Origin of the sequence: Enterobacter cloacae complex sp. EB5, assembly GCF_031432835.1 — a bacterium.
Taxonomy (GTDB): Bacteria; Pseudomonadota; Gammaproteobacteria; order Enterobacterales; family Enterobacteriaceae; genus Enterobacter; species Enterobacter hormaechei_C.
On record NZ_CP133860.1, the window covers coordinates 4042304 to 4068555 of the forward strand.

The following is a 26252-nucleotide window of genomic DNA, read 5'->3' on the forward strand; positions in this document are numbered from 1 at the left end:
AGGTTAAATAACATATGAAAAAGACACTGCTTTCTCTTTTACTTCTCACCTGTGCCAGCAGTGCGTTAGCCGCGCCGCAGGTCATCACCGTCAGCCGGTTTGAGGTGGGTAAGGACAACTGGGCATTTAATCGTGAAGAGGTCATGCTTACCTGCCGTCCCGGTAACGCGCTGTATGTCATCAATCCCAGTACGCTCGTGCAGTATCCGTTAAATGACGTAGCGGAGCAGCAGGTGGCCAGCGGGAAAAGTAACGGACAGCCTGTCAGCGTGATCCAGGTGGATGACCCGGCAAACCCCGGGCAGAAGAAGAGTCTGGCGCCGTTTATTGAGCGCGCTGAAAAGCTCTGTTAGCCGTCAGGTTTCCAGTAAAAAAAACCGCAGGTGCTTGTAAAAGCTCTGCGGTTTTTCACATTTAGTGATGTTCTGACGCTTTTTTTCAGACCACTTTTGCTGTGGACTGGAAAACCTGACGTCGTCATCTATTCTTAAAGGGCAGGGCGATTGAGCCTGCATTAATGCCAACTTTTAGCGCACGGCTCTCTCCCAAGAGCCATTTCCCTGGACCGAATACAGGAATCGTATTCGGTCTCTTTTTATCTGCATGAAAATAAACGATAAAATCCGGTTTTCGTCTCAGCAGAAGGTTCACTTCCTGTGCGCCTGCTTCAAACATACCACAACCCGGCAGGCGTAAGTCCAGTCCTTTTTGGCTGTTTTGTTAAATTTTTGTTTGTTTTTTGCCTGAGACGACTGCGGGATCAATGCGCGCCTGTACGCAAGCCGCAATATCATCAAGTAACGCAAAGCGGCGACGGTATTCGGCGCGTTTTTTGCTGGCAATCTCCTCCAGCGCTTTACGCTCCATCTGGAGCGGCAACTGCCAGCAGAAGGGGGAGAGTTTCTTTCCGTTCAGGCCTTCCCAGAACTCGTCGTAGCTGGCGTGAAAATGACGGCCTTTGCTCAGACGGTAGCGCAGCGCGCGGAAAACATGGCCTTCATCGCTGACGGCAAAAATCGCGCTGATGTTCGAGCGTGAGGCCAGCTGGAAGATCACCTCCATCAGCACGCGTTTCGGGAAAAGCCCATGGCAGGCACGGGTAGCCTGCTTAATCACCTCCCGTGAAACATGACGACGTGGACCCTGAAGGCCGCCGATCACCAGCACCATACGGCCGTTACTGCGTGCGACACAGAACGTCAGGCTGGCAAGCAGCGTATTGTCATTGTCGTGCAGCCAAAGCGTGCTTTCGCCTTCGCGTTCGGCCTTACCTGCGGACGAGGCGTGGACGGTATAGATTTCGCCGTTTTTTGCCTCGAACCGGACAACCGGCACCTCTTGCGGGCTGGTCAGCGCGTGGGCGAGGGCGATATTTTTCAGACTATCAATCCACTGATAGTGGCTGACGATAGCATCGGCCCGATCGTTTGAGTTCAGGCCGCGCATCAGATACTGGCGGTGAGTTTTGCTCGGCAAGGTAATTTGAGAGGTGAGCAGCCTGTCGAAATCATCGCGCCCGGATAGCGCCTCCAGCATGCGATGGGTGGAGGACCAGAATAAAAGCGAGCGCAGTAGGAACTTTAACCGGTAATCACGTTTGTGCCAGATTGGGCCGGGAACGCGTTTTCCTCTCACCAGTTCAGAAATAATATTTGTGCGATGCGGATAAAAAACATCGTTTTGCAGGTGTATGTTTGACACGTGAAAATCCCTCTTTTTATTCCGCGCTATTTTAAAGGCCAGGGAATAAGGGATTAATAGCGCAGCGATCTTTATTTCCGGCTGGTTTATGGTTTGTTTGGATTCGCGATATCCAACGCCGGCTCATGACATTTTCTGTGGCAGCTATACTTCTTACAGGAGGCGTTATGTATCAGAAAATAGAGGGAGAACACTGGCGTCATGTCTGGGTTGTCAGCGATATTCATGGTTGCTATCAGTGGCTTATGGATGAGCTGAAACGACGGCATTTTAATCCTGATATGGATCTGCTGATCTCGGTGGGGGATATTATCGACCGCGGACCTGACAGCGTAAAATGTTTACAACTGATGCAGGAAAACTGGTTTTATGCGGTACGCGGTAATCACGAGCAAATGGCGTTAGATGCGCTTGAAAATAATGAGTTTAGTCTCTGGTCGATAAATGGCGGTAACTGGTTTACCGGGCTTACGGTCGCTCAACAAAAGCAGGCGAAGGGTTTACTCGACGCGTGTCAGGACTTGCCGCACATTATTGAAATAACCTGCAAAAACGGTCTCAACGTGATTGCTCATGCAGATTATCCCTCCGCCGAATATGGCTGGCATAAGCCGGTGGATGTCCGGCGCGTGCTGTGGGATCGCGACCGGTTAATGGGCTTTATGGTGGGTAAAGGGCAGGGCATTAGCGGCGCGGATCACTTCTGGTTCGGGCATACGCCTCTGGACAAACGCTACGATTTTAACAATCTGCACTACATTGATACGGGGGCGGTGTTCGGGGGCTTTCTGACGCTGGCACAGCTTCAGTAATAAATAACCCGCCTTCGGGCGGGTTCTCTTTGGGTCAGGCAAGACGCAAGACCCAGGCATCGGTTTTACTGTCGTAATGCTCACGGTACAGAACGGAATGTTCCCCATCAAGGATCGCCGGGACGCTGGTATCGGCATCCCAGGCGTCCAGCTGCATGCACAAATCCGGATCGGATTTGCAGGGAATACTTAACGTTCGTTCGCCTTGTGCTTCGCCGCGCAATTCAGCGTCGTCGATTTCAAAAGCGCCAATGCGTACGCTGGTTTTCGTCATAATGCTCTCCGGTTTGTTGCCCAAAATCTGGTATGACCAGTGCAGCCACCCATTTTTGATCCTAGACAAGGAGAGCGAAATCGCCAGTAAAAAAATGCGCTTTTTTTCAGGCGCTGCGGTTGTTACCGGTAAACAGGCGGCCATCGCGTACCAGTTCGCGCGGATAGCTGTTTTTCAGCCGCGAGCCGACTTTTTTCGCCAGCCCCAGCGGATAGCCCTGATACGTCACGATGACTTCATCCTGTGACGGGCCGTCTTCCGGGTAAACGTCACGACCGCGATACCACTCTTCCGCTTCCTGATGCGTCAGGGCGAAGGTGTTCTCACTGCCGGCCAGCGCAATGACCGCTTCGTGCTGCCAGCGATAGCCTTTGTTGTGGATCTCCGCCAGGCGAATACCGAGGCGGGAGAAACGCACTTTACCAATCAGCGGTTCGATGTTGACCGGGAACAGCCACAGCTCTTTGTCACGCATCCAGAGGCGCAGGCTCTCATCCCAGTGCAGGCCCACTTTGCTCGCAGCCGCTTGCGCCTGTGCCGCCTCACGGCCTTTGACCGGCGCGAACGGGAAGTTGCCGACCTTAAACTTAGGGGCAGGCTGAGGATCGACGGCGCGGGTTTTACGCAGACGGGCAACAAAGAAGCCTTCGCAATCGTAAATCTGCGGGAAGACATGCAGGAAGCCTTCAGGGGTGGCCGCGTATCTTGCCGAATCGAAGAGGGAGTCCAGCGGCAGAAACTCGACGGCATCCGCATAGCGTTGCTTGAGCCACAGGCAGACGTCCTCGTTCTCATCGCGATTCAGGGTGCAGGTGGAATAAACCAGCGTCCCGCCTGGGCGCAGGGCATGAAACGCGCTGTCGATCAGTTCACGCTGCGTGGCGGCGATCTCCAGGTTGCTTTCAACGGACCAGTTTTTTAACGCATCAGGATCTTTTCGCACCACGCCTTCGCCGGAGCAGGGCGCGTCAAGCAGGATGGCATCAAAGGCTTCCGGCAGGGCAGCGCCAAACACGCGACCGTCGAAGTGCGTTAACGCGACGTTGTGGATCCCGCAGCGGCTGATATTGGCGTGCAGGACTTTGACGCGGCTGGCGGAAAATTCGTTGGCGAGGATCGCGCCGCGGTTGTTCATCCGGGCGGCAATCTGCGTGGTTTTAGAGCCCGGCGCCGCCGCGACATCCATAACCCGCTCAGGCTGGTTCCCGTCGGCAAACAGCGCGGCAACCGGCAGCATGGAGCTGGCTTCCTGAATATAAAACAGCCCGCTAAGGTGCTCGGCGGTGCTGCCGAGCGGCAGGCTCTCCTCGTCATCCCGTTCGATCCAGAACCCCTCTTCGCACCACGGCACCGGCGTCAGCTGCCAGCCGTAGGGGGAGACAAGATCCAGAAACGCCCCGACGCTGATTTTCAGCGTATTGACGCGAATACTCCGGCGCAAAGGGCGCTGGCAGGCGGCGACGAAATCGTCGAAAGAGAGATGAGCAGGAAGCGCCTCGCGCATCTGTGCGAGGAATTGTTCGGGAAGAAATACGGAGTTTTGAGCCACTGGCACACCACAGGGAAACATTCAGGCGCGCAGTGTAACATAAAGGCTCCGGCGCGTTGACACCGGAGCCTGCGAGATTAACGCGGCAGCGCCGTTCCCCATTCGCGCCACTCTTTCGGTTCACTTTCCAGCAGCAGGAAGTGTTTACCTGCCTGCGCCTTAGGCGCCAGAGGCGTGCCAGGCGGCGTCGCGAAGGCAATGCCGCCGCGAATGAACTGATTAAAGGTCCCCGTCTTGACCACGCCACCGGTCAGGCCGAAGTCCAGCGAGTAGCCTGAAGCGAGCCAGAACACCGAGTTGTTGCGCACCAGATGCTGATAACGCTGGCTGATGCGCAGGCCAACCATCACGCGATCGGACAGATTACCCAGCGTCAGGCTTGTTACTGTCCCCACTTCAATGCCGCGGAACAGGACCGGCGTACCGATGCCCAGCGAACCGGCCTCCGGCACTTCAACCACAATGCTCAGACCGTCCAGATAACGGGAGTCGGTGATGGTGGCCTCCTGCAACTCAAATTCACGACGCGCGTTGCCGCGACCCGGTTCAACGTTTATGTACGGCTGAAGTATGGTGTCGAGATGCTCAACCCCTGCGGCAGAAATTTGCGGCGTAACCACCGAGAAGCGCGAGCCTGCCCGGGCGAACGTCTGCACATATTCCGGATAAAGCACGGCGGTCGCCTGCACTTCATTGCGAGCGGTGATCAGCGTCAGCTTCTGGACCTGCCCGATATCAATGCCGAGATAGCGGATGGGCATGCCTTCTGCCAGTTTACCGGCATCAAAGGTGTGCAGGGTTATCTGCCCCCCGACGGCGCGCGCCGCGGTTTCGGACGGGAAGAGGATCCGCTTGTCACCTTTACGCATGTTGCCGCCCGCGCCGCTCAGGTTATCGAAGCTGATCGCACCGCGCAGGGCACGGGAGAGAGGCGAGGCCTGTACGGTCAGCCCGCTGCCGTTGAGCTGCACTTTCGCGCCGCCTTCAGCCCAGAACACGCTGTTTGGCGTGAGCAGCTTGCGGTACTCCGGCTTGATATGCAGTTCGATATCAAACGCGTCCGCACGAGGACGAACGGTGATCACTTCCCCCACCTCAAACTTACGATAAAGTACGACGGAGCCTGCCTGGACATCCGGCAGCGTTTCAGCGCTTAAGGTCAGCGTGGTGGTCGGCAGGTCGCCGAGGCTGTTTTCAATGGCTTTGTCGAGATTGGCGAACAGCGGATAACTCTCGCGCAGCGCACCTTTGCTGCCCGGCAGAATGCGGATCCCGCCGTTAACCCACTCGCTGGCGCTGGCGCCGAGGAACTCAACCCCGTCCAGACCCACCTTCACGTCGACCCGGCTGTTAACCACAAATTTACTGTCGCCGTGGACCAGGTTGCCATACTGCGGATCGATGGCGGCGGAGAAGGAGACCCCTTTTTCCGACAGCTTACGTTCGAGGACCTGGCCCACCTGCACACCGTGCAGGATCAGCGGTTGCCCGGCCTCGATACCGTAGCTTTCCGGCGCATTCAGCGTAACCGTCAACACGCCCGGTTTTTGCAGCAGGGCTTTATCCGCCGGCGCGATAACAAAGTTTTTGTTCGGCGCGCCTTCACCGGGGATCAGCTCAAAAGTGCTTCCCGTCAGCAGGGAACTGATGCTGGCGTCGCTGAGGGAGAGCTTCGGATTACGCAGTTCAATGCGCGTTTTATCCCGCAGGAGATCCACCACGCTCGGATCCACCGTCATTTCGCCGGTAACGGAGCCGCCCGCATTGAGGGTTAATTTTGTCAGTTGCCCGACCTCTAAACCCTGGTACATCAACGGGGTCGAACCGGCTTTCAGGCCTTTGGCATCCGGCAGGGTCAGCTTGACGATGACACCGCGCTGGCTGTGCGCCAGGTCGGCGTACAGGCCAAAGGTGTCTTCTGCGGCGGCAGGGCTGGAGTCAGCAGGTGAGTCGAAGGCGATAGCGCCATTCACCAGCGCCGCCAGGCTCTCAAGCTTCACTTTCGCACCGCTTAAGCTCAGGTCGGCATCGACGCCGGAGACGTTCCAGAAGCGGCTGCCTTTTTTCACCAGGTTGGTAAAACGGCGCTCGATGAGTACATCAATGGTCACGCCATCTTTGTTCGGGTTAATGGCGTAGTCGTAAACGCGGCCAACCGGAATTTTGCGGAAATAGACCAGAGAACCACTGTTCAGCGAGCCGAGATCCGGCGCGCGGAGGTGGATCATCAAGTCGCCGTTATTCAGCCGATATTTCGGCTGGGTATCCAGCGCAACAAAGTGATCCTGTGGCTCGCCTTTGCCGGGCATCATGCCGATATAGTTACCGCCCACAAGCGCATCCAGCCCGGAAACGCCGGCCAGGGAGGCTTTAGGCGTGACCAGCCAGAACTGCGTTTCGGCGCGCAGGGCATCCTGCATATCAGACTTAATGCTCGCCCGGACCTGGATTTTGTTCAGCCCTTTGCCGAGGGAAATATCCTGCACGGTACCTACTTCCACCCCCTGGAAGCGAACGGGGGTACGTCCGGCGACAATGCCGTCCGCAGACTGGAAATCAATCGTGATGGTACTTCCGCGATCTTCATAGCTTGTCCAGATAAGCCAGCCTGCGATCATCAGCGCGATGACAGGCAGCAACCAGAATGGCGAAATGCGGCGTTTTGTTTTAATTCTCGCTTCAGTCGGCGAAGCGGGCGTTTCCTGACTCATGTGCGTCCCAAAGTAAGCGGCTGTCCAGCCATTCCACTGCAAGAATAGTCAATATCACCGCAGAGCCGAAATAAAAAGCTGCGGGTCCCATGGTAAAAGCAAGTAACTGATCGCGATTGATGAGCGACATCATCAGCGAAATCACGAACAGATCCAACATCGACCAGCGACCAATCCAGGTCACGAATCGCAGAAGCAGGATGCGGGTGCGTAGTCCTTGTTCGCATTTAAAGTGAATGCTGATAAGCAGCGTAAACATCACCACCACTTTGGTAAAGGGCACCAGAATACTGGCGATGAAAACAATGGCGGCGACCCCGACGTTACTGTGCGCCAGAGAGATAATCCCCGAAAGGATAGTATCTTCCTGACGGGCGCCGTTCACATAAATTACGGAGATCGGCAGCATGTTGGCCGGGAACAAAAATACCAGGGAGGCGATAAGCGCCGCCCAGCATTTTTGCAGGCTGTTGTTGCGTCGCAATCTTAACGGAATGTGGCAGCGTGGGCACCTCCCGCGTTTATCCGGAAAACCGGTGTAATGGCACCCCAGGCAGACGCGCAGGTTTTCATCAGGCCGGGTCGCGGGGCGCTGCGGGTAAAATCGCTCCCAAAGCTGTTCAACATTGAGATGAATCAGGGTCAGAATACTCAGCAGGACCAGTGAAATAAACGCAAAAAGTCCAATGCCGGGTTGTAAAAACGCATAATCCTGCACTTTGATGGAGGCCACGCCGACGCCCACCAGATAGATGTCCAGCATCACCCACTCCTTGAGCTTTTCCAGCATGAGCAGGACGGGGCGCAGGTTCATCCCCAGTATGTTGCCAAACCACAGGTAGGCAATTGCCGCGACCAGCACCAACGGCGCGCCGACGACGCAGAACAGCACCATGGCGGCCGTAAGCGGATCGCCCTGGCGCGTCATCTGCCAGATCCCCTGCAACACGTTAGCGTCAATACGCACACCAAGCAGGTAGAGCTTTAACAGCGGCTCGGTCCAGGCGAAGGGCATCAGCAGCAGCATGGTGACCGCCATTGCCGCCAGACGCGTCAATGACCAGTCCCGGCCATCGCGAATTTTGGCATCACAGCAAGGACAAAAAGCACTTTGGTGCGATTTCATCTTCGGCAACATAAAAAGCGTATCGCACTGGGGGCAACGCTGATAATGTGCACGGGGCAGAGCCTGGCTTACCGTACGGACAACGATCTTTCGTGTCGGCGTAATTTGGGGTGTTTTTAGGGCCATCAGTCGCACACAGATTAGTATTGTTGAAAGTTATAATAACTCATGAACGGATTCATCTTGAGCATGAGCGCATTTAATGCTTATTTTAATAGGCTATGCGGTAACTATGTAAGATAACTAAGTGATTGAATAATGAACAAAACAGAATTCTACGCGGATCTGAATCGCGATTTTAAGGCATTAATGGCAGGGGAAACCAGTTTCTTAGCCACTCTGGCAAATACCAGTGCGTTACTGTTCGAACGCCTTTCTGACGTGAACTGGGCGGGCTTTTATCTGCTGGAAGGCGACACGCTGGTGCTCGGGCCTTTCCAGGGTAAACTCGCCTGCGTACGCATCCCGGTAGGTCGCGGCGTGTGCGGTACCGCAGTGGCGACTCGTCAGGTTCAGCGTGTCGAAGATGTTCATGCGTTTGACGGCCACATTGCCTGCGATGCCAGCAGCAATTCTGAAATCGTACTGCCGCTGGTGGTTAAAAATCAGATTATTGGCGTTCTGGATATCGACAGCACGGTCTTCAGCCGCTTTACTGCCGAGGATGAGCAGGGACTGCGCGCGCTGGCCGCAAACCTGGAAAATGTTCTGGCAGAGACCGATTATCATAAATTCTTTGCGAGCGTCGCAGGATAATCAACGGATAACGTAGCATTTACTGATAGCGTCATTATAATGTCGCCTGTTCATGCCTGCGCTTGTTGGCAACGTCCGTTGTAATCAGGAAATTTCATGGAAAATCAACCTAAGTTGAATAGCAGTAAAGAAGTTATCGCATTTCTGGCCGAGCGTTTCCCGCAGTGCTTCAGCGCTGAAGGTGAAGCGCGTCCTCTGAAAGTCGGTATCTTTCAGGATCTGGTCGCGCGCGTTGAGGGGGAGATGAACCTCAGCAAAACGCAGCTTCGTTCTGCCTTGCGCCTTTATACCTCGAGCTGGCGTTACCTGTACGGTATCAAGCCGGGTGCGACCCGTGTCGACCTTGACGGCAACCCGTGCGGTGAGCTGGACGAGCAGCACGTAGAACATGCGCGTAAGCAGCTTGAAGAAGCCAAAGCTCGCGTGCAGGCACAGCGTGCGGAACAGCAGGCGAAAAAACGCGAAGCCGCAGCGGCAAACGGTCAGGAAGACGCTCCTCGTCGCGAGCGTAAACCGCGCCCGGCACCGCGTCGTACTGAAAATAACGATCGCAAACCGCGTGCTGACAAACCAGCAGCTAAAGCCCCACGTGCGCCGCGCGAAGAGCCGCGCCACACCCCGGTTTCTGACATCAACGCGCTGAGCGTAGGTCAGTCACTGAAGGTGAAAGCGGGTAACAACGCGATGGACGCCACCGTACTGGAAATCACCAAAGATGGCGTTCGTGTACAGCTGACTTCTGGTATGTCAATGATTGTACGCGCAGAACACTTGTTGTTCTGAAACGGAGGCCGAGCCTGGCATGAACACTTTTTTTAAGCTCACCGCGCTGGCTGGCCTGTTTGCTATAACAGGCCACGCTTTCGCTGTGGACGATATTACGCGTGTTGATCAAATTCCGGTTCTCAAGGAAGAGACTCAGCACGCGACGGTGAGTGAGCGCGTGACGTCGCGCTTTACTCGTTCGCACTATCGTCAGTTCGATCTCGATCAGGCCTTTTCGGCCAAAATCTTTGACCGTTATCTGAACTTGCTGGATTACAGCCATAACGTACTGCTGGCCAGCGATGTCGAACAGTTCGCTAAACGCAAATCCGAAGTGGGTGATGAGCTGCGCTCCGGAAAACTCGATCTGTTCTACGATCTGTACAATTTATCGCAAAAGCGCCGTTTTGAGCGTTATCAATACGCGCTGAAAGTGCTGGAACGTCCGATGGACTTCACCGGCAACGACACCTTTAATCTGGACCGCAGCAAAGCGCCATGGCCGAAAGACGAGGCTGAACTGAATGCGCTGTGGGACGGAAAAGTCAAATATGACGAACTGAGCCTCAAGCTCACAGGCAAAGACGAGAAAGAGATCCGTGAGACGTTAAACCGTCGCTACAAGTTCGCTATTCGTCGTCTGGCGCAGACCAACAGTGAAGATGTTTTCTCGCTGGCGATGACCGCGTTTGCGCATGAAATTGATCCGCACACCAATTATCTCTCTCCACGTAACACCGAACAGTTCAATACCGAAATGAGCCTGTCTCTGGAAGGTATCGGTGCTGTGCTTCAGATGGACGATGACTACACCGTAATCAACTCCATGGTGGCTGGTGGCCCTGCGTCGAAAAGCAAAGCGATCAGCGTAGGCGACCGTATTGTCGGTGTGGGCCAAACCGGAAAGAGCATGGTGGACGTGATTGGCTGGCGTCTTGATGACGTTGTTGCGCTGATCAAAGGGCCGAAGGGCAGCAAAGTTCGCCTGGAGATCCTGCCAGCCGGTAAGGGGACCAAAACCCGTATCGTTACTCTGACCCGTGAGCGCATCCGCCTGGAAGATCGCGCGGTGAAAATGTCGGTGAAAACCGTGGGTAAAGAGAAGGTTGGCGTTCTGGATATCCCTGGTTTCTACGTCGGGCTGACCGATGATGTGAAAGTGCAGCTCCAGAAGCTTGAAAAGCAGAATGTCAGCAGCGTCATCATTGACCTGCGCAGCAACGGCGGCGGGGCATTGACCGAGGCCGTCTCGCTTTCCGGGCTGTTTATCCCGTCTGGCCCGGTGGTACAGGTGCGCGATAACAACGGTAAAGTGCGTGAAGATGCCGATACCGATGGCGTGGTCTACTACAAGGGGCCGCTGGTGGTGCTGGTCGATCGCTTCAGCGCCTCTGCATCGGAAATCTTCGCTGCTGCCATGCAGGATTACGGCCGGGCGTTAATCGTCGGCGAACCGACGTTTGGCAAGGGCACCGTTCAGCAGTACCGCTCTCTGAACCGTATTTACGACCAGATGCTGCGCCCTGAATGGCCTGCGCTGGGCTCAGTACAGTACACCATTCAGAAGTTTTACCGCGTCAACGGCGGCAGTACGCAGCGCAAAGGCGTGACGCCGGATATCATGATGCCGACAGGTACCGAAGAGACGGAAACGGGCGAGAAGTTTGAAGATAACGCGCTGCCGTGGGATAGCATTGATGCCGCGACATTCGTGAAATCGGGTGATATGAAACAGTTCGGACCGGAACTGCTGAAAAATCACAACGATCGCATCGGGAAGGATCCGGAATTCCAGTACATCATGAAGGACATCGCGCGTTTTAACGCTCTGAAAGCGAAACGGAATATTGTGTCTCTGAACTACGCCCAGCGTGAAAAAGAGAACAATGAAGATGACGCGACACGTCTGGCGCGTATCAACGATCGCTTCAAACGTGAAGGCAAGCCTCTGCTCAAAAAACTGGACGATCTGCCTAAGGATTACCAGGAGCCCGATCCGTATCTGGACGAGACGGTGCATATCGCGCTTGATCTCGCGAAGCTGGAAAAAGAGAAACCTGCCCTGCAACCTGCTCCGACAAAATAATCCCCCAACAGGCACAAGAATTTGTGCCTGTTTCTTTTTGTACCTCCTCCTTCCGTCAGGCAGATTTCCAATTGTGTAAAGTTGTGTCTTTCTGGTGACTTACGCCGTCTGGATGCTTGAAAATAGCCGTAATACCCATACGATGTGGGTAATCGCATAGTGCGTTTTGTTAAACTGAGGTTAAAAGAATATTATGATGCGAATCGCGCTCTTCCTGCTCACCAACCTGGCGGTGATGGTGGTATTCGGGCTGGTGCTAAGCCTGACGGGAATTCAGTCGAGCAGCGTTCAGGGTCTGTTGATTATGGCGCTGCTGTTTGGTTTCGGTGGCTCTTTCATTTCACTGCTGATGTCCAAGTGGATGGCGCTGAAATCCGTGGGTGGTGAAGTTATTGAGCAACCGCGTAACGATATGGAGCAGTGGCTGATGAGCACGGTTGCTCAGCAGTCGAAGCAGGCGGGCATTGCCATGCCGCAGGTAGCCATCTACCACGCGCCGGATATCAACGCGTTTGCTACCGGTGCGCGTCGTGACGCGTCCCTGGTGGCCGTCAGCACCGGTCTGCTGCAAAACATGAGCCGTGACGAAGCAGAAGCGGTTATTGCTCACGAGATCAGCCACATCGCTAACGGCGATATGGTCACCATGACCCTGATCCAGGGCGTGGTGAACACCTTCGTTATCTTTATTTCCCGTATTCTGGCGCAGATTGCTGCCGGGTTTATGGGTGGCAACCGTGATGAGGGTGAAGAGAGCAACGGCAACCCGCTGATCTATTTTGCTGTTTCAATGGTGCTGGAGCTGGTGTTCGGTATCCTGGCAAGCATCATTACCATGTGGTTCTCCCGTCATCGTGAGTTCCACGCGGATGCCGGTTCCGCGAAACTGGTGGGTCGTGAGAAGATGATTGCTGCGCTGCAACGTCTGAAAACCAGCTACGAGCCGCAGGAAGCAAACAGCATGATGGCCTTCTGCATCAACGGCAAGTCAAAGTCGCTGAGCGAGCTGTTTATGTCTCACCCGCCGCTGGATAAACGTATTGAAGCGCTGCGTAGCGGCGAATATCTGAAGTAACGTAATCGGGTTGAAAAGAACCGGGCTGGAGTCCTTCTCCGCCCGGTTTTTTTATGCCTGCGCCTTTGGCTGGGTGACACGAAGGCCGCTAATGACAGCTGCGAGGGTCGCCAGTGACCCTGCGGTAATCAGCGCAACGTGCGTCGCATTCTGCCCGGCCAGGTTAAACATCAACGCCACCAGTGCGGCCCCGGTGCTTTGCCCTAACAGTCTTGCCGTGCCCAGCATCCCGCTGGCGCCACCGCTGCGATGACGTGGGGCAGAGGTGATAATCGTGTGGTTATTAGGGGACTGAAACAGACCAAAACCGGCCCCACACAGGATCATGCGCCAGATAATATCCAGATCCCCTGGCGAGGAGGGCAGGAGCGCCAGTGCAAACAGGCCCACCGCCATGACGACCAGTCCAATCGCCCCCAGAAGCCCGGCGTGGACGCGCTCAATAAGGTAACCGGCCAGCGGGGCCATCACCATGGTTGCCAGAGGCCAGGGCGTGAGCAGCAAGCCTGTCTCCACTTCTGAACGGCCAATCACGCTCTGCAAAAAGAACGGCAGCGCAACCAGCGCCAGCATCTGGGCACAGAACGAGCAAATGGAGGTACAAATGGATAGCGAAAACAGCGGAATACGTAGCAAATCCACCGGCAGTAACGGCACGGGCAGCGCCAGCTGACGTCGTACAAAGAAAAAGCCGATGATAAGCATGGCAACGATTTCTGTGGTAATGAGCGACAGAGACTGTCCCTGCGCAAATCCGCTCAGCGCGGTAATCAGCAGGCCAAAGGTCAGCGCGTTCATCACAGCGCTGGGCAGATCGAAACGTGGCATGGTGCTTTTCGGACCATTTTCCGGAAGATAGCGCAGGGCGAAGAAGATCGCCACAATGCCCAGCGGCACGTTAATGGCAAACAGCCACTGCCACGAGGCAACGGACAGGATGGCGGCGGCAATCGTCGGCCCGGCGGCGGACGACACGGCCACAATAAAGGAGTTAATGCCCATCCCGCGCCCCAGGTGGCGGTGAGGGTAGATAAGCCGTATCAGGGCCGTGTTCACGCTCATTAGCGCCGCCCCGCCAAAACCCTGGGCGATACGCGCCAGCGTAAGGGTGTGCAGTGAATCTGAAAGGGCACAGAAGAGCGAGGTGAGGGTAAAGACCACCAGCCCGCACTGGTAAACCCGGCGATAACCAAACATATCACCCAGGAAAGAGAGCGACAGAAGAGAAATCACAATCGCTATCTGGTACGCGTTGACAATCCAGATAGAGCTGGCCGGCGAAGCATTCAGGTCTTTGGCAATGGTCGGAAGCGCCACGTTGGCAATCGCACCGTCAAGGACAGCCATCGAAATACCGATGACAATAGTGGCAATTGCCCCGTACCGCTGCGGTAAGGGCAGGCCATCAGAAACGTTTTTTTGCATGGGAAAAGAATGACTCAGCGTGAAATTATTTTCAGAGTAACTATTTTAGCATCGTTATTTCGGTTTTATGTCGCAGATTTGTAACGAAGTAAACCCAGATAGATTGCAGCACGCATCACACGAATTTATAATAAAAACCGGTTCTGATTTTTATAAAACACTCTCCATGAGGTGATAAATGGCAATCGCAGATTTGGATAAGCAGCCAGATTCTGTTTCTTCCGTGCTGAAGGTGTTTGGCATCTTGCAGGCGCTCGGAGAAGAGCGTGAAATTGGTATTACAGAGTTGTCGCAGCGTGTGATGATGTCGAAAAGCACCGTTTATCGCTTTTTGCAGACGATGAAATCATTGGGTTATGTCGCGCAGGAAGGAGAATCAGAAAAATATTCTCTAACCCTGAAACTGTTTGAACTGGGTGCCCGCGCCTTGCAGAACGTGGATCTGATCCGCAGCGCTGACATTCAGATGCGTGAACTTTCACGACTGACGAAAGAGACAATTCACCTCGGTGCGCTGGATGAAGACAGCATTGTTTACATCCACAAAATTGACTCCATGTACAACCTGCGCATGTATTCACGCATCGGTCGTCGTAACCCGCTCTACAGCACCGCAATTGGTAAAGTACTGCTGGCCTGGCGCGATCGCGAAGAGGTGAAGCAGATCCTTGACGGGGTGGAGTACAAACGTAGCACCGACCGCACCATTACCAGTACGGATGAGCTGCTGAGCGTGCTGGATAACGTGCGTGAGCAGGGTTACGGGGAAGATAACGAAGAGCAGGAAGAGGGACTGCGTTGCATCGGTGTACCGGTATTTGACCGCTTCGGCGTTGTCATTGCGGGCCTGAGTATTTCGTTCCCAACGCTGCGTTTCTCTGAAGAGCGTCTTCATGAATATGTGGCGATCCTGCATACCGCAGCGCGCAAAATTTCAGAGCAGATGGGCTATAACGATTATCCGTTCTGATCGACGCTTCCAATAAAAACGCCGCAACAGTGCGGCGTTTTTGTAAGCGAAATTCAGCGCTGATTAACCGTTATCAATCACATCAGACGATTTACGCAGCACAGGACAGTTGGTTAACCCGATGATCCCGCTGTCGGAATGGATGTACTGAGCCGTGCTTACCCCCCGGGCTGTAAGATATTTACACTGGATACCCAGACCCGCGGCATTTTCTTTGCTCCCCATTAATACGCCGTACCCACTTAATAACAGGCCGATCCACACAATGGCCAGTACAATTACTGTACGAATAAGTAAACGCATCGCTGCCTCTTTTTTCTTTGTTGTCATGGAGTAAGCGTAACGGGTTTACGCAGTGAAACAAGTGCACGATTCCGAAAAGCGTCTGTTGAAGGTACAGTTAGCCCCTGTTTAAGATAACCGTGATAACCTGGCTGCATCAGGTCATAAGACGGAGTGTGGAGTGAAAAAAATACGCTGGGTAATTCTGATTATAGTGTTGATAGCATGCGTGGTGCTGTGGACGCAGACTATCAATGTGATGTGCGATCAGGATGTACAGTTCTTTAGCGGCATTTGTTCAATCAATAAGTTTATCCCCTGGTAGAGGCCATTTTTACGCTGAGTGATGTCCTTACGTGGCGGCAGTGGTAAAATGACCGTTTTTACTGAGGTGGTGAAATGGGTGAGTTACTGAATTCGGGGCTGCTGAGCATTGCATCCCTGGTAATGTCTTTGGTGGTGCTGGTCGTTGGGCTGGTGCTGTGGTTCTTCGTTAACCGCGCCAGCTCCCGCACAAACGAGCAGATTGAACTGCTGGAAGCATTGCTCGATCAGCAGAAACGGCAGACTGCGTTGCTGCGTCGTCTGTGCGAAGCCAACGAGCCGGAGGAGAAAGCGGTACCGAAGGACGCTGTTGCTCAACAACAGGACGAGGAAGACTTCATTCGCCTGGTAGCCGAACGATAGTCTGCCCGGAAAGGGAGGTAGCCTGACGTACGGCGTAAATCCCCTCCCTTATCAAATGTGATCCACACCATCCCAACATATAATTAAGCAGCAGTTAACTATTGTTTCAGCATACTGAAAACTGGCGAATATTTATCCTTATTCAATAATTACCGTTTCGTTGAATAAATTGTGTGTTTTATCTTTCCTGAAGTGTTTTATTTTTATCGAAACGTTTTGCTTGCCTTGTTTTGAGGCAGAGTCATAAAAATTTCATTATTTTGGTGCAGAATAACGCTAATTAAATGGTGGATTTTAATACAATTAGCAAAATGTAATTAACATCGTATATTCCCCTGACACATGTCGGTGCGTTGCAATGTTTTCAGCATAACTTTTCACAAAATGTTCTAACTCAGTCATTCTTTTAAAGAAAATCAGGGATTGGGATGGACGCTTTGAAATGATTGAGCTATGTTTAAAAAGTCTTTGATTACAGGGCGCGGCAACGCACCCTGCGGGCAGTGAGGTCAGGTGGCGCTTCATTTGACAATTCGCATAACTGTGCAGATTGTTATGGAGTAACACCTGAATTTGTGCGGCGGATCGAGACACGTTTAAAAATGGCTTGCCATATTAAACGTTGTGTGTGATAACACGTTTTGGGTCAAACGAGGTACAGTTCTGTTTATGTGTGGCATTTTCAGTAAAGAAGTCCTGAGTAAACACGTTGTCGTTGAATACCGCTTCTCTGCCGAACCTTATATTAGTGCCTCAAGCAGTAATGTCTCAGTTTTATCTATGTCAAAGCCCGCGGGCTAAGAAAACACTCTAAGGAATTTTGCAAATGGCAAAGATTAAAGGTCAAGTTAAGTGGTTCAACGAGTCTAAAGGTTTTGGTTTCATTACTCCTGCTGACGGCAGCAAAGACGTGTTCGTACACTTCTCTGCAATCCAGGGTAACGGCTTCAAAACTCTGGCTGAAGGCCAGAACGTTGAGTTCGAAATTCAGGATGGCCAGAAAGGCCCAGCTGCGGTTAACGTAACTGCTATCTGATCGAATCACTGCTGACTGAAGCGCTCAGCGCTTCGATCTCAGACATAAGCCTCGCCGATGCGGGGCTTTTTTATTCGCTTATTTTTCAAAATATTACGTAATCCTCCGCTGTTATTATCTTGTTGCAAACCCGCGAGATTATTAGCATTGTTTTCCCGCCTTATTATCTGCTTTTCCCGTTAAATCAGGGCGTTGATCAACAACCCTGGGGTTAAGGTGAAAAAAAAGACAATAACGACCACCGGAAACTTTACTCCGGCACGTTTTGCACTTCTGTGTCTCGCCATCTTTTGTAGTCTTGCGTTTCTGCTGGGCCGAGTGGCGTGGCTGCAAATTATCAAACCGGATAATCTGGTGAAGCAGGAGGATATGCGCTCCCTGCGCGAAGTGGCGATAGACGCCCCGCGTGGGATGATTGTGGACCGTGAAGGGCGACCCCTTGCGGTGAGCGTACCTGTCCAGGCCGTCTGGGCCGATCCCAAAACAGTGCTGGAAAAAGGGGGGATCGGTTATGACTCGCGCTGGCAGGCCCTGGCAAATGCCTTACACCTTTCTCTGAGCACGCTCGCATCGCGCATCAACAGTAACCCGCACGGGCGATTTATTTACCTTGCCCGTCAGGTTGATCCCGCCCAGGCAAAGTGGATCGATAAGCTGCGTCTTCCCGGTATCAACCTTCGCAATGAGTCCCGCCGCTTTTATCCTGCCGGGCACGTGGCGGCGAACCTGATTGGCTTCACCAATATTGATGGTCAGGGCATTGAGGGCGTCGAGAAAAGTTTTAACACACAGCTTACCGGGAAGGCAGGCGTGCGGCTGGTCAGGAAAGATCGCTACGGACATGTGGTGGAGAACCTCACGGAGGTGGCTCCCGTACCGGCACATAATATCCAGCTGAGTATCGATGAACGCCTCCAAACTATCACCGAAGACGCGCTGGATAATGCCGTGGCGTGGAACAAAGCCGAATCAGGCGCGTCGGTGCTGATTAATATCCAGACGGGCGAAATTCTGGCGATGGCGAGCTTCCCCGACTTCAACCCCAATAACCGGGAAGGGGCAACGCTGGATGATTTTCGCAATCGCGCGATCAGCGACACCTTTGAACCTGGCTCGACCGTTAAGCCTCTGGTGCTGATGACGGCGCTACAGCAGGGGCTGGTACGGCCTGACAGCGTCATAGACACGCATCCCTACACCATTGATGGCCATCGTATCCGCGATGTGGGCTACTACCCCGAGCTGACGATGACCGGGATCCTGCAAAAATCCAGTGACACGGGCGTGTCGCGTCTTTCGCTGGCGATGCCCGTGCAACGGTTGCTGGATACCTATAAACACTTTGGTTTTGGAGAGAGTACCGGGCTTGGCTTAACGGGAGAAAGCGCAGGTTTACTGCCGCAGCGAAAATTCTGGAGCCAGTTAGACCGGGCGACCTTTGCCTTTGGGTATGGCCTGATGGTCACCCCCCTCCAGCTGGCGCATGTGTATGCCACCATCGGCAGCTATGGCATTGAACGGCCTCTGTCCATCACCCGAATCGACCCGCCGGTGATTGGCAAGCGGGTGATGCCCGAGGAAATTGTTCACGAGGTGGAGCACATGATGGAGAGCGTTGCGTTACCCGGCGGTGGCGGGATCAAAGCGGCGGTGCGTAACTATCGCGTGGCGATAAAAACCGGGACGGCCAAAAAAATCGATGAACACGGTAAGTATGTGGATAAATACGTCGCCTATACCGCAGGCGTTGCGCCTGCCAGCGATCCCCGTTTTGCGCTGGTGGTGGTGATCAACGATCCGCAAAACGGTGCCTATTACGGCGGGGCCGTTTCCGCGCCCGTGTTCAGCGAAATTATGGGTAACGTTCTGCGTCTGGAAAACGTGAAGCCAGACGGGCTGCCGGCAGATTCTGACCATCTGATCGTGATGCGTCACCCAGCCGTTTATAACCCTGGCGAATAGCGGTACACTTCGCCTTTTGGTTTACGCCCTGGAGCTGTCATGTCTTTCAGTTGTCCCCTTTGCCACGCGCCGCTGACGCGCGCGGAGAAAACGTTTATCTGTCCACAGGGACATCAGTTTGACCGGGCGAAAGAGGGCTATGTAAATCTTCTGCCGGTACAGCACAAGCGCTCCCGGGACCCGGGTGACAGCGCGGAGATGATGCAGGCGCGCCGGGCGTTTCTCGATGCCGGGCACTATCAACCGCTCAGGGATGCCGTTGTCGCCTTACTCCGTCAACATCTGACAGAAGGCGCATCTGCCATACTGGATATCGGCTGCGGCGAAGGCTACTACACCGCCACGTTTGCTGACGTGGCGGCTGAGAAGGGTGCCGAAACATACGGGCTGGACGTGTCGAAAGTGGCTATCCGTGCGGCAGCCAAACGCTACTCAGCGGTAACGTTCTGCGTGGCCTCCAGCCACCGCCTGCCGTTTGAGGAAGCGAGTATGGACGCCGTGGTGCGTATCTATGCGCCGTGCAAGGCAGAGGAGCTGGCGCGCGTCGTTAAGCCCGGCGGCTGGGTTATCACCGTCACGCCAGGGCCGCGTCATCTGCTGGAGCTAAAAGGACTGATCTATGATGAAGTTCACCTGCATGCGCCGCACTCTGAACAGCTGGCGGGCTTTGCGTTGAAGCAGGCGCAGTCGGTCGCGTATGAAATGACGTTGCAGGGAAGTGAAGCGGTGGCGTTACTGCAAATGACGCCGTTTGCGTGGCGGGCAAAACCAGAGGTGTGGGAAACGCTGGCAGCGCAGACAGAATTTCGCTGCCAGACGGATTTCAGCATCCATTGCTGGCAGCGCGAAGGTTAACCCGCGAAGTGTGCCCAAAGGATTTGGGCACCAATCCCGATCAACACGATACCGCCCAGAATTTCGGCGCGTTTGCCTAACAGCGGGCCAATGAACCGACCCACCATCATCCCCAGCGTTGACATGATCAGCGTGGCGCAGCCAATCGCCAACGCGGTGGCGATAATATTGACCTGCAAAAATGCCAGACCGACACCCACGGCCATTGCATCCAGGCTGGTTGCGATGGCGGTTGTCACCAGAAGCCAGAAGCCGTGGCGTTGCAGCGGCGCATCGTCTTCATCGCCGTTGCCTCGAAAACCTTCAATCACCATGCGTCCGCCGAGGAACACCAGCAGCACGAAAGCAATCCAGTGATTCCACTCCAGCACAAACTGGCTGGCGAGCATCCCCAGACCCCAGCCGATAAGCGGCGTCAGCGTTTCGATAGCGCCAAAGATGAGACCGGTACGCAGGGCTTCGGAAAATTTAGGTTTATGGAGGGTGGCGCCTTTACCAATAGAGGCGGCAAATGCGTCCATGGACATGCCAAAAGCCAGAAGGATCGTAGCGGAGATATTCATAAGAGCGTCCAGACCGGGGATATCCATATGACACATCACTGCCCCCAGTAAACAGCAGTTGATGTATCTATGGTCTCGCCTGATCGCTTTCGCACAGTAAGTGTGCTGAAAACGATCCGTACGCGCCACGTTTTTCAACGAGTATGTTGACACGTACATTTCCCGCAGGCAGGAAATCGGCTACTCCCCAACGACGGGCGCAACCTTAACATATTTTGAGAATATAAAACAACAACGAAGATGGCTTTATATAGCCACTATATTGATAACGATTTTCATTTAGATTTATGCGTGAAAATATCGTTAATAAATATAAGTTAATTAACAGAGGAGATATAGCACCGGCTATATTGCTGGTTCAAGAATAATGCAATATATAGCCGATGCTATAATGATAACTCATTGAGTTTTGACGAGTAATTTGTATATCTTTTCCAGGTCATCAATATTTTTGACCTGGATGAGCAGGCGGCGTTGTTCTAATTGCATCACCAGAACGCCGTCTTCGGATAAATTCATCTCTTTAATGCGGTTATATTCTATCCAGACATTGGCGAAGAAGAATCCGTGTTTTTTAAAAATGAGTTTTGGCGAGCGGATCCAGAACAGGTAAATCGCCATTAATGCCAGCGCACATAATAACCATGTGGTTAATATTGCGCCTTGGCTGGTCACATTATTGTAAATCAGGATGACTACCAGACCGGCGAAGATAAACGCATCAATGCGTCCACGGCGTAAGAGGGGAAGGGTCAGCAGCGTCTCGCCGTGGCGGCGAGGCATAATGAACTCGTCATAGATCGCGTAAGCCAGAAGGGCAACAATAAACAAAACCAGTACGGTGTCCGTGACAGTCATTCATCCTCCAGATAAAAAGACCGGGGGCAAGCCCCCGGTCGGTAACGCAGTTTATTACAGACCCAGCAGACCGACGGCGTAGCCCGCGATACCGATGACGAAGAAGCCAACGATGATCCACAGCGGGTTGACTTTCTTACGCAGCAGCCACATACAGGCGAAGGTTAACAGCAGCGGTACCAGGCCCGGCATCAGCTGGTCCAGAATGGTCTGCACGGTGGTAACGCGCGTCTGACCATCCTGACCGGTGATCGTCGATACCACCAGCGGGATGTTCACGTGCGTCCACTTGTTAACCAGCGCCCCCATTACAAACAGGCCGAGGATTGACGCCCCCTCAGTCAGTTTTTGCAGGAAGCCGCCGCCCATATCCTTAACGATATCCACCCCTTTACGGTAACCGTACGCCACGCCGTAGTAACGGGTCAGCAGACGCACCGCGTTGAACAGGATGAAGAACAGCAGAGGACCGAGCAGGCTGCCGCTCATCGCGATCCCGGCGCCCAGCGCCGCAAAGACCGGACGCACGGTACCCCAGAAGATCGGGTCGCCCACGCCTGCCAGCGGCCCCATCAGACCAACTTTGATACCGTTGATGGCACCATCGTCGATCTCAGCCCCGTTCGCACGCTGCTCTTCCATCGCCAGCGTCACGCCCAGAACCGGCGCCGCAACATAAGGATGGGTGTTGAAGAATTCCAGGTGACGCTTAATTGCCTGACGGCGTGCTTCGTTGTTTTCCGGATACAGGCGTTTAATGGCCGGCACCATGGAGAAGCAGAAGCCGAGCGCCTGCATACGTTCGAAGTTCCATGAACCCTGAAACAGGTTAGAACGGATGAACACGCCACGAATATCACCCGGAGTGAGTTTTTTCTCAGTGGTAGTTTTTGTCATATCAACCATTTCGCTCACCTGTTAGTCCAGTTCGTTATCGAGATCGTTGTTACCAGCAGCCTGCGCAGGGGCACCCGCGACACGGTTGTATTTCGGGCTGAGCTGGATATAAAGAATCGCCATCACCGCACCAATCACACCCAGCGCAACCAGGTTGAAGTTGGTGAACGCAGCGGTAACGAAGCCGAGGTAGAAAAACGGCATCAGGTAGCCCGCGCGCATCATGTTGATGACCATCGCATAACCGACCACCACGATCATACCCCCGGCGATATTCAGACCGCTGGTGACCACTTCAGGGATCGCATTCAGCATGCCCTGAACTTCGCTGGTACCAACAGAGATCGCCACGATAACCGCAGGGATCGCGATACGCATCGCTTGCAGGAACAGGGAAGAAACGTGGATCCAGGAGAGCGCGGTGAGGTTGCCGTTTTCGGCCGCCTTATCCGCCGCGTGCTGGAAGGCAACGGTAATAGTACGGACGATAATGGTCAGCACCTGACCCGCTGCGGCCAGTGGGATGGCCAGCGCGATACCGGCACCAATACTCTGATGACCAGCGATAACCAGAACGGTTGAAATAATGGACGCCAGCGCGGCATCTGGCGCCACTGCCGCACCGATGTTCATCCAGCCGAGGGCGATCATTTCCAGGGTACCACCGATGATGATACCGGTTTTCATGTCACCGAGTACGGCGCCAATCAACGTACAGGCCACCAGAGGGCGGTGGAACTGAAATTCATCAAGTACGGACTCCATACCCGCAATACATGCGACGATGAACACCAGCACAATCTGAAGAGTAGTAATCTCCATTGCACTTCTCCTATTACATAAGCTCTATATGAAAAACCGGCCCGGGCTTATTTCCCCACTTTGCCGATCAAATCCATCATTTTCAGTTTCTGATCCGTGGAAACCTTACGGGCTTCCAGTTCGATACCGCGTGCATTCAGTTTGTTGAAGGCCTCGATATCTTTCGCATCCACTGAAATCGCGTTGTTGACCTGCGTTTTGCCCTGACGGAATGCCATACCGCCAATGTTAACGGAGGTGATTTTCACGCCGCCTTCAACAATGCGTTCGACGTCTGTCGGGTTGGTGAAGAGAAGCATCACGCGCTCACCCGCATATTTCGGGTTGTTGTAAACGCGGATCATTTTGGCGACATCCACGACGTGCGCGGTGACGCCCGGCGGTGCAACCTGGGTAAGAAGGGTTTTACGGACAGTGTCGGCGGCCACTTCGTCACTGACCACGATGATGCGTTGTACGTTGGTCTCTTTGGTCCAGCGTGTCGCCACCTGGCCGTGGATCAAACGGTCATCAATACGCGCAAGGCCGATAACCATGTAATCGTTCGGACCCATTGGCTTCGCCGGTGCTGCCGCCCTTGGCGCAGCAGGGGCGGGGGCAGGGGCAGGTTTTTCAACCGGCTGCGCTTTCAGCGCCTTCACGCCTTCGCGACCGGTTTCCACCGCCAGCGCCACCAGTTCATCAAAACCTGGATTGTCGTCACGCGCCATCAAGGTTTCCACCAACATCGGAATATTCACCCCGGCGACGACTTCATAATGCTCTTTATCGACGACAATGCGGCTGGCAGCGTTGAACGGGCTGCCGCCCCATGTATCCACGAGAAACAGCACGCCTTTGCTGGTATCCAGCTTCTCAAGCTGAGCAGTGTATTTTTCAATCAGCGTCTCGGCATTTTCACCGGGAACGAAATCGATCCAGCCGACGTTTTCCTGCTCGCCCAACAGCATTTCTGCCGTTTTGAGTAACTGCTCCGCAGCCCAACCATGTGTGCCTATGACAATAGCAATGGTCACTTGCTACCTCCTTTTATTATCATTTATACGTCTGCCAGGCAGGCGTACTGAGAATCGTATTGGCGAACCGAATCGATTCAGATAAGGGTTAGAGTTCAAAAAACTAAGACTTCCGCGAATTATTTTAGATAGTGAAAAAATAATTTATGTGATGAAGATCCGTAATTTAGCTACGCCTTACAGATTTTTCTCTAAGATAATCCGCGTGTGTTACAGAAGTTTGCAAAGGAACGTAAATCTTTGCTAAAAACCAATTGTCTCTGATATGTTTAGCGTCCGTTTAATTATTCAGGAGTATAGGGCTACAGCCCACTATATGGACCGTCACCGACGTCAGTCATCTTCCAGGCCATTCCGCGCCTTAATCACCGGCGATCTTCGCCACGCATCGACTCTCATTCCCTTTGAAATGCCCGACATTAGCGGGGCACCGTTTTGTCATTCCTTTAGCAGGAGCGTGTCATGGAATTCTTAATGGACCCGTCAATCTGGGTAGGCTTGCTTACGCTGGTCGTGCTGGAGATCGTTCTCGGTATTGATAACCTGGTGTTTATCGCCATCCTCGCGGATAAGCTGCCGCCGAAACAGCGTGATAAAGCCCGTCTGATCGGCCTCTCGCTGGCGCTGATCATGCGTCTGGGCTTACTGTCTGTGATCTCGTGGATGGTTACCCTGACGAAGCCCCTGTTCACCGTCATGGATTTCACCTTCTCCGGCCGCGATTTAATCATGCTGGTAGGGGGACTGTTCCTGCTGTTCAAAGCCACAACAGAGCTGCATGAACGGCTGGAAAACCGGCAGCACGATGATGGACACGGTAAGGGTTATGCCAGCTTCTGGGTGGTTGTTCTCCAGATTGTGGTGCTTGATGCGGTCTTCTCACTGGATGCGGTGATTACGGCGGTCGGCATGGTGAACCATCTGCCGGTGATGATGGCGGCGGTGGTGATTGCGATGGCGGTAATGCTGCTGGCGTCGAAACCGCTGACGCGTTTCGTCAACCAGCATCCGACGGTCGTTGTGCTGTGTCTGAGCTTCCTGCTGATGATTGGTCTGAGCCTGGTAGCAGAAGGGTTTGGTTTCCATATTCCGAAAGGCTACCTGTACGCCGCGATTGGCTTCTCGATTCTGATCGAGCTGTTTAACCAGATTGCGCGCCGTAACTTTATTAAGCAGCAGTCGAATCAGCCGCTGCGAGCCCGTACCGCAGATGCGATTCTTCGACTGATGGGCGGGCGTCGTCAGGTGAACGTGCAGGCTGATAACGAGAACCGCAACCCGGTTCCGGTGCCGGAAGGCGCGTTTGTGGAAGAAGAACGCTATATGATCAATGGCGTGCTTTCGCTGGCTTCCCGCTCCCTGCGCGGCATTATGACGCCGCGCGGCGAAATCAGCTGGGTGGACGCCAACCTGAGCGTCGACGAAATTCGTCAGCAGCTGCTCTCTTCGCCGCACAGCCTGTTCCCGGTCTGCCGGGGGGAGCTGGATGAGATCATCGGTGTGGTACGCGCGAAAGAGATGCTGGTGGCGCTGGAAGAGGGCGTTAACGTCGAGGCCGTTGCGGCCGCGTCGCCTGCCATCGTGGTGCCGGAGACGCTGGATCCGATTAACCTGCTGGGCGTGCTGCGCCGTGCCCGCGGGAGCTTTGTTATCGTCACCAACGAATTTGGTGTAGTACAGGGCCTGGTGACGCCGCTGGACGTGCTGGAAGCCATTGCCGGTGAATTCCCTGATGCGGATGAAACGCCGGAAATCGTTGCCGACGGTGACGGCTGGCTGGTGAAAGGCACCACCGACCTGCACGCGCTCTCGCACACGCTGGGCGTCGAAAACGTAGTCAATGATGATGAAGACATTGCCACCGTGGCGGGGCTGGTGATTGCCGTTAACGGGCAGATCCCGCGTATCGGTGATGTGCTGGAGCTGCCGCCGCTGCAAATTACCATCGTCGAAGCCAACGACTATCGCGTTGATATGGTGCGTATTGTTAAAGAGCACTCTGCACACGACGAAGAAGAGTAACG

General features: G+C 54.0%; 27 protein-coding genes, 1 pseudogene and 1 riboswitch. Of the genes and pseudogenes, 15 read left to right on the forward strand and 13 right to left on the reverse strand.

The window, feature by feature from the left end; all coding sequences use genetic code 11:
• Window positions 1–14: 14 nt before the first annotated feature.
• Window positions 15–353 (forward strand): YebY family protein, encoded by a 339-nt coding sequence (locus RHN82_RS19490; protein WP_003859787.1) that lies wholly within the window; start codon window positions 15–17, stop codon window positions 351–353.
• A gap of 124 nt (window positions 354–477) precedes the next feature.
• Here RHN82_RS19490 and RHN82_RS19495 read toward each other — a convergent pair whose 3' ends face one another.
• Entirely contained in the window at window positions 478–675 is a 198-nt protein-coding gene (locus tag RHN82_RS19495; RefSeq protein ID WP_032609507.1) for a hypothetical protein, read from the reverse strand.
• 45 nt (window positions 676–720) lie between these two features.
• The gene (locus RHN82_RS19500; protein WP_047051764.1) at window positions 721–1701 is read right to left on the reverse strand and encodes a VirK/YbjX family protein; all 981 of its coding nucleotides are present in this window, start codon (window positions 1699–1701) and stop codon (window positions 721–723) included.
• A gap of 167 nt (window positions 1702–1868) precedes the next feature.
• Between RHN82_RS19500 and pphA the strand changes: the two genes are divergently transcribed.
• Window positions 1869–2513: a protein-serine/threonine phosphatase gene (gene pphA / locus RHN82_RS19505; RefSeq protein ID WP_047051763.1), complete on the forward strand. Its 645-nt coding sequence runs from the start codon at window positions 1869–1871 to the stop codon at window positions 2511–2513.
• A gap of 34 nt (window positions 2514–2547) precedes the next feature.
• Here the strand turns inward: pphA and RHN82_RS19510 are convergent, their stop codons facing one another.
• The 4 genes from RHN82_RS19510 to yebS form a co-directional block, all read right to left on the reverse strand.
• The gene (locus RHN82_RS19510) at window positions 2548–2787 is read right to left on the reverse strand and encodes a YebV family protein (protein ID WP_006811010.1); all 240 of its coding nucleotides are present in this window, start codon (window positions 2785–2787) and stop codon (window positions 2548–2550) included.
• Window positions 2788–2893: 106 nt separating this feature from the next.
• Window positions 2894–4357: a 16S rRNA (cytosine(1407)-C(5))-methyltransferase RsmF gene (gene rsmF, locus RHN82_RS19515; protein WP_047051762.1), complete on the reverse strand. Its 1464-nt coding sequence runs from the start codon at window positions 4355–4357 to the stop codon at window positions 2894–2896.
• A 56-nt stretch (window positions 4358–4413) separates the two neighbouring features.
• Window positions 4414–7047, reverse strand: coding sequence for a PqiB family protein (locus RHN82_RS19520; RefSeq protein ID WP_047051761.1), 2634 nt, complete (start codon window positions 7045–7047; stop codon window positions 4414–4416).
• Window positions 7016–8299, reverse strand: a complete 1284-nt coding sequence (yebS, locus tag RHN82_RS19525; protein ID WP_047051767.1) for a membrane integrity lipid transport subunit YebS — start codon at window positions 8297–8299, stop codon at window positions 7016–7018. Before yebS ends, RHN82_RS19520 begins: the two co-directional genes overlap by 32 nt.
• Before the next feature lie 132 nt (window positions 8300–8431).
• Here yebS and RHN82_RS19530 point away from each other — a divergent pair, with 132 nt between their 5' ends.
• The 4 genes from RHN82_RS19530 to htpX all read left to right on the forward strand — a co-directional run bounded on the left by RHN82_RS19530 (window position 8432) and on the right by htpX (window position 12855).
• Complete coding sequence (locus RHN82_RS19530) at window positions 8432–8929, forward strand: GAF domain-containing protein (RefSeq protein ID WP_006811006.1); 498 nt, start codon at window positions 8432–8434, stop codon at window positions 8927–8929.
• A 96-nt stretch (window positions 8930–9025) separates the two neighbouring features.
• Window positions 9026–9712: an RNA chaperone ProQ gene (gene proQ / locus RHN82_RS19535; protein ID WP_003859895.1), complete on the forward strand. Its 687-nt coding sequence runs from the start codon at window positions 9026–9028 to the stop codon at window positions 9710–9712.
• A 19-nt stretch (window positions 9713–9731) separates the two neighbouring features.
• Window positions 9732–11780, forward strand: coding sequence for a carboxy terminal-processing peptidase (gene prc, locus RHN82_RS19540; RefSeq protein WP_015570296.1), 2049 nt, complete (start codon window positions 9732–9734; stop codon window positions 11778–11780).
• Window positions 11781–11973: 193 nt separating this feature from the next.
• Window positions 11974–12855 (forward strand): protease HtpX, encoded by an 882-nt coding sequence (gene htpX, locus RHN82_RS19545; protein WP_003859899.1) that lies wholly within the window; start codon window positions 11974–11976, stop codon window positions 12853–12855.
• Between the two features lie 51 nt (window positions 12856–12906).
• Here the strand turns inward: htpX and RHN82_RS19550 are convergent, their stop codons facing one another.
• Window positions 12907–14280 (reverse strand): MFS transporter, encoded by a 1374-nt coding sequence (locus RHN82_RS19550; RefSeq protein WP_047051760.1) that lies wholly within the window; start codon window positions 14278–14280, stop codon window positions 12907–12909.
• Between the two features lie 178 nt (window positions 14281–14458).
• Here RHN82_RS19550 and kdgR point away from each other — a divergent pair, with 178 nt between their 5' ends.
• Window positions 14459–15250, forward strand: a complete 792-nt coding sequence (gene kdgR / locus RHN82_RS19555) for a DNA-binding transcriptional regulator KdgR (protein ID WP_003859903.1) — start codon at window positions 14459–14461, stop codon at window positions 15248–15250.
• A 63-nt stretch (window positions 15251–15313) separates the two neighbouring features.
• On the opposite strand, the gene RHN82_RS19560 is transcribed toward kdgR, so the two are convergent.
• A complete protein-coding gene (locus RHN82_RS19560) occupies window positions 15314–15553 on the reverse strand; it encodes a YobH family protein (protein ID WP_003859905.1) in 240 nt (79 codons plus the stop codon).
• 160 nt (window positions 15554–15713) lie between these two features.
• Here RHN82_RS19560 and mgrB point away from each other — a divergent pair, with 160 nt between their 5' ends.
• From mgrB to rlmA, 6 genes and pseudogenes are all read left to right on the forward strand, one after another.
• A complete protein-coding gene (mgrB, locus tag RHN82_RS19565; RefSeq protein ID WP_003859906.1) occupies window positions 15714–15857 on the forward strand; it encodes a PhoP/PhoQ regulator MgrB in 144 nt (47 codons plus the stop codon).
• A 74-nt stretch (window positions 15858–15931) separates the two neighbouring features.
• A complete protein-coding gene (locus RHN82_RS19570) occupies window positions 15932–16219 on the forward strand; it encodes a YebO family protein (RefSeq protein ID WP_017693259.1) in 288 nt (95 codons plus the stop codon).
• Between the two features lie 669 nt (window positions 16220–16888).
• Window positions 16889–17033, forward strand: a pseudogene (locus tag RHN82_RS19575) (DUF2627 domain-containing protein).
• Window positions 17034–17045: 12 nt separating this feature from the next.
• Window positions 17046–17255 (forward strand): transcription antiterminator/RNA stability regulator CspE, encoded by a 210-nt coding sequence (gene cspE, locus RHN82_RS19580; protein WP_001062678.1) that lies wholly within the window; start codon window positions 17046–17048, stop codon window positions 17253–17255.
• A 216-nt stretch (window positions 17256–17471) separates the two neighbouring features.
• Window positions 17472–19217, forward strand: coding sequence for a peptidoglycan glycosyltransferase FtsI (gene ftsI, locus RHN82_RS19585; RefSeq protein WP_047051759.1), 1746 nt, complete (start codon window positions 17472–17474; stop codon window positions 19215–19217).
• A 39-nt stretch (window positions 19218–19256) separates the two neighbouring features.
• The gene (gene rlmA / locus RHN82_RS19590; RefSeq protein ID WP_047051758.1) at window positions 19257–20072 is read left to right on the forward strand and encodes a 23S rRNA (guanine(745)-N(1))-methyltransferase; all 816 of its coding nucleotides are present in this window, start codon (window positions 19257–19259) and stop codon (window positions 20070–20072) included.
• Here rlmA and mntP read toward each other — a convergent pair.
• The 5 genes from mntP to manX all read right to left on the reverse strand — a co-directional run bounded on the left by mntP (window position 20069) and on the right by manX (window position 24228).
• On the reverse strand, window positions 20069–20635 hold the full coding sequence (gene mntP / locus RHN82_RS19595) for a manganese efflux pump MntP (RefSeq protein WP_003859911.1): 567 nt from the start codon (window positions 20633–20635) through the stop codon (window positions 20069–20071). The two genes, rlmA and mntP, sit on opposite strands and share 4 nt — an antisense overlap.
• 1 nt (window position 20636) lies before the next feature.
• Window positions 20637–20836, reverse strand: a riboswitch (yybP-ykoY riboswitch).
• Between the two features lie 198 nt (window positions 20837–21034).
• A complete protein-coding gene (locus RHN82_RS19600; protein WP_047051757.1) occupies window positions 21035–21493 on the reverse strand; it encodes a DUF986 family protein in 459 nt (152 codons plus the stop codon).
• A gap of 54 nt (window positions 21494–21547) precedes the next feature.
• Window positions 21548–22399, reverse strand: a complete 852-nt coding sequence (locus RHN82_RS19605) for a PTS mannose transporter subunit IID (protein ID WP_006810994.1) — start codon at window positions 22397–22399, stop codon at window positions 21548–21550.
• A gap of 12 nt (window positions 22400–22411) precedes the next feature.
• Window positions 22412–23212: a PTS mannose transporter subunit IIC gene (gene manY / locus RHN82_RS19610; RefSeq protein ID WP_003859914.1), complete on the reverse strand. Its 801-nt coding sequence runs from the start codon at window positions 23210–23212 to the stop codon at window positions 22412–22414.
• Window positions 23213–23259: 47 nt separating this feature from the next.
• The gene (gene manX / locus RHN82_RS19615) at window positions 23260–24228 is read right to left on the reverse strand and encodes a PTS mannose transporter subunit IIAB (RefSeq protein WP_047051756.1); all 969 of its coding nucleotides are present in this window, start codon (window positions 24226–24228) and stop codon (window positions 23260–23262) included.
• A 316-nt stretch (window positions 24229–24544) separates the two neighbouring features.
• Between manX and RHN82_RS24580 the strand changes: the two genes are divergently transcribed.
• Together RHN82_RS24580 and yoaE are read left to right on the forward strand one after the other, a co-directional pair.
• Window positions 24545–24703 (forward strand): protein YoaL, encoded by a 159-nt coding sequence (locus RHN82_RS24580; RefSeq protein WP_370883315.1) that lies wholly within the window; start codon window positions 24545–24547, stop codon window positions 24701–24703.
• On the forward strand, window positions 24691–26250 hold the full coding sequence (yoaE, locus tag RHN82_RS19620; protein ID WP_006810992.1) for a CNNM family cation transport protein YoaE: 1560 nt from the start codon (window positions 24691–24693) through the stop codon (window positions 26248–26250). Before RHN82_RS24580 ends, yoaE begins: the two co-directional genes overlap by 13 nt.
• Window positions 26251–26252: the final 2 nt, after the last annotated feature.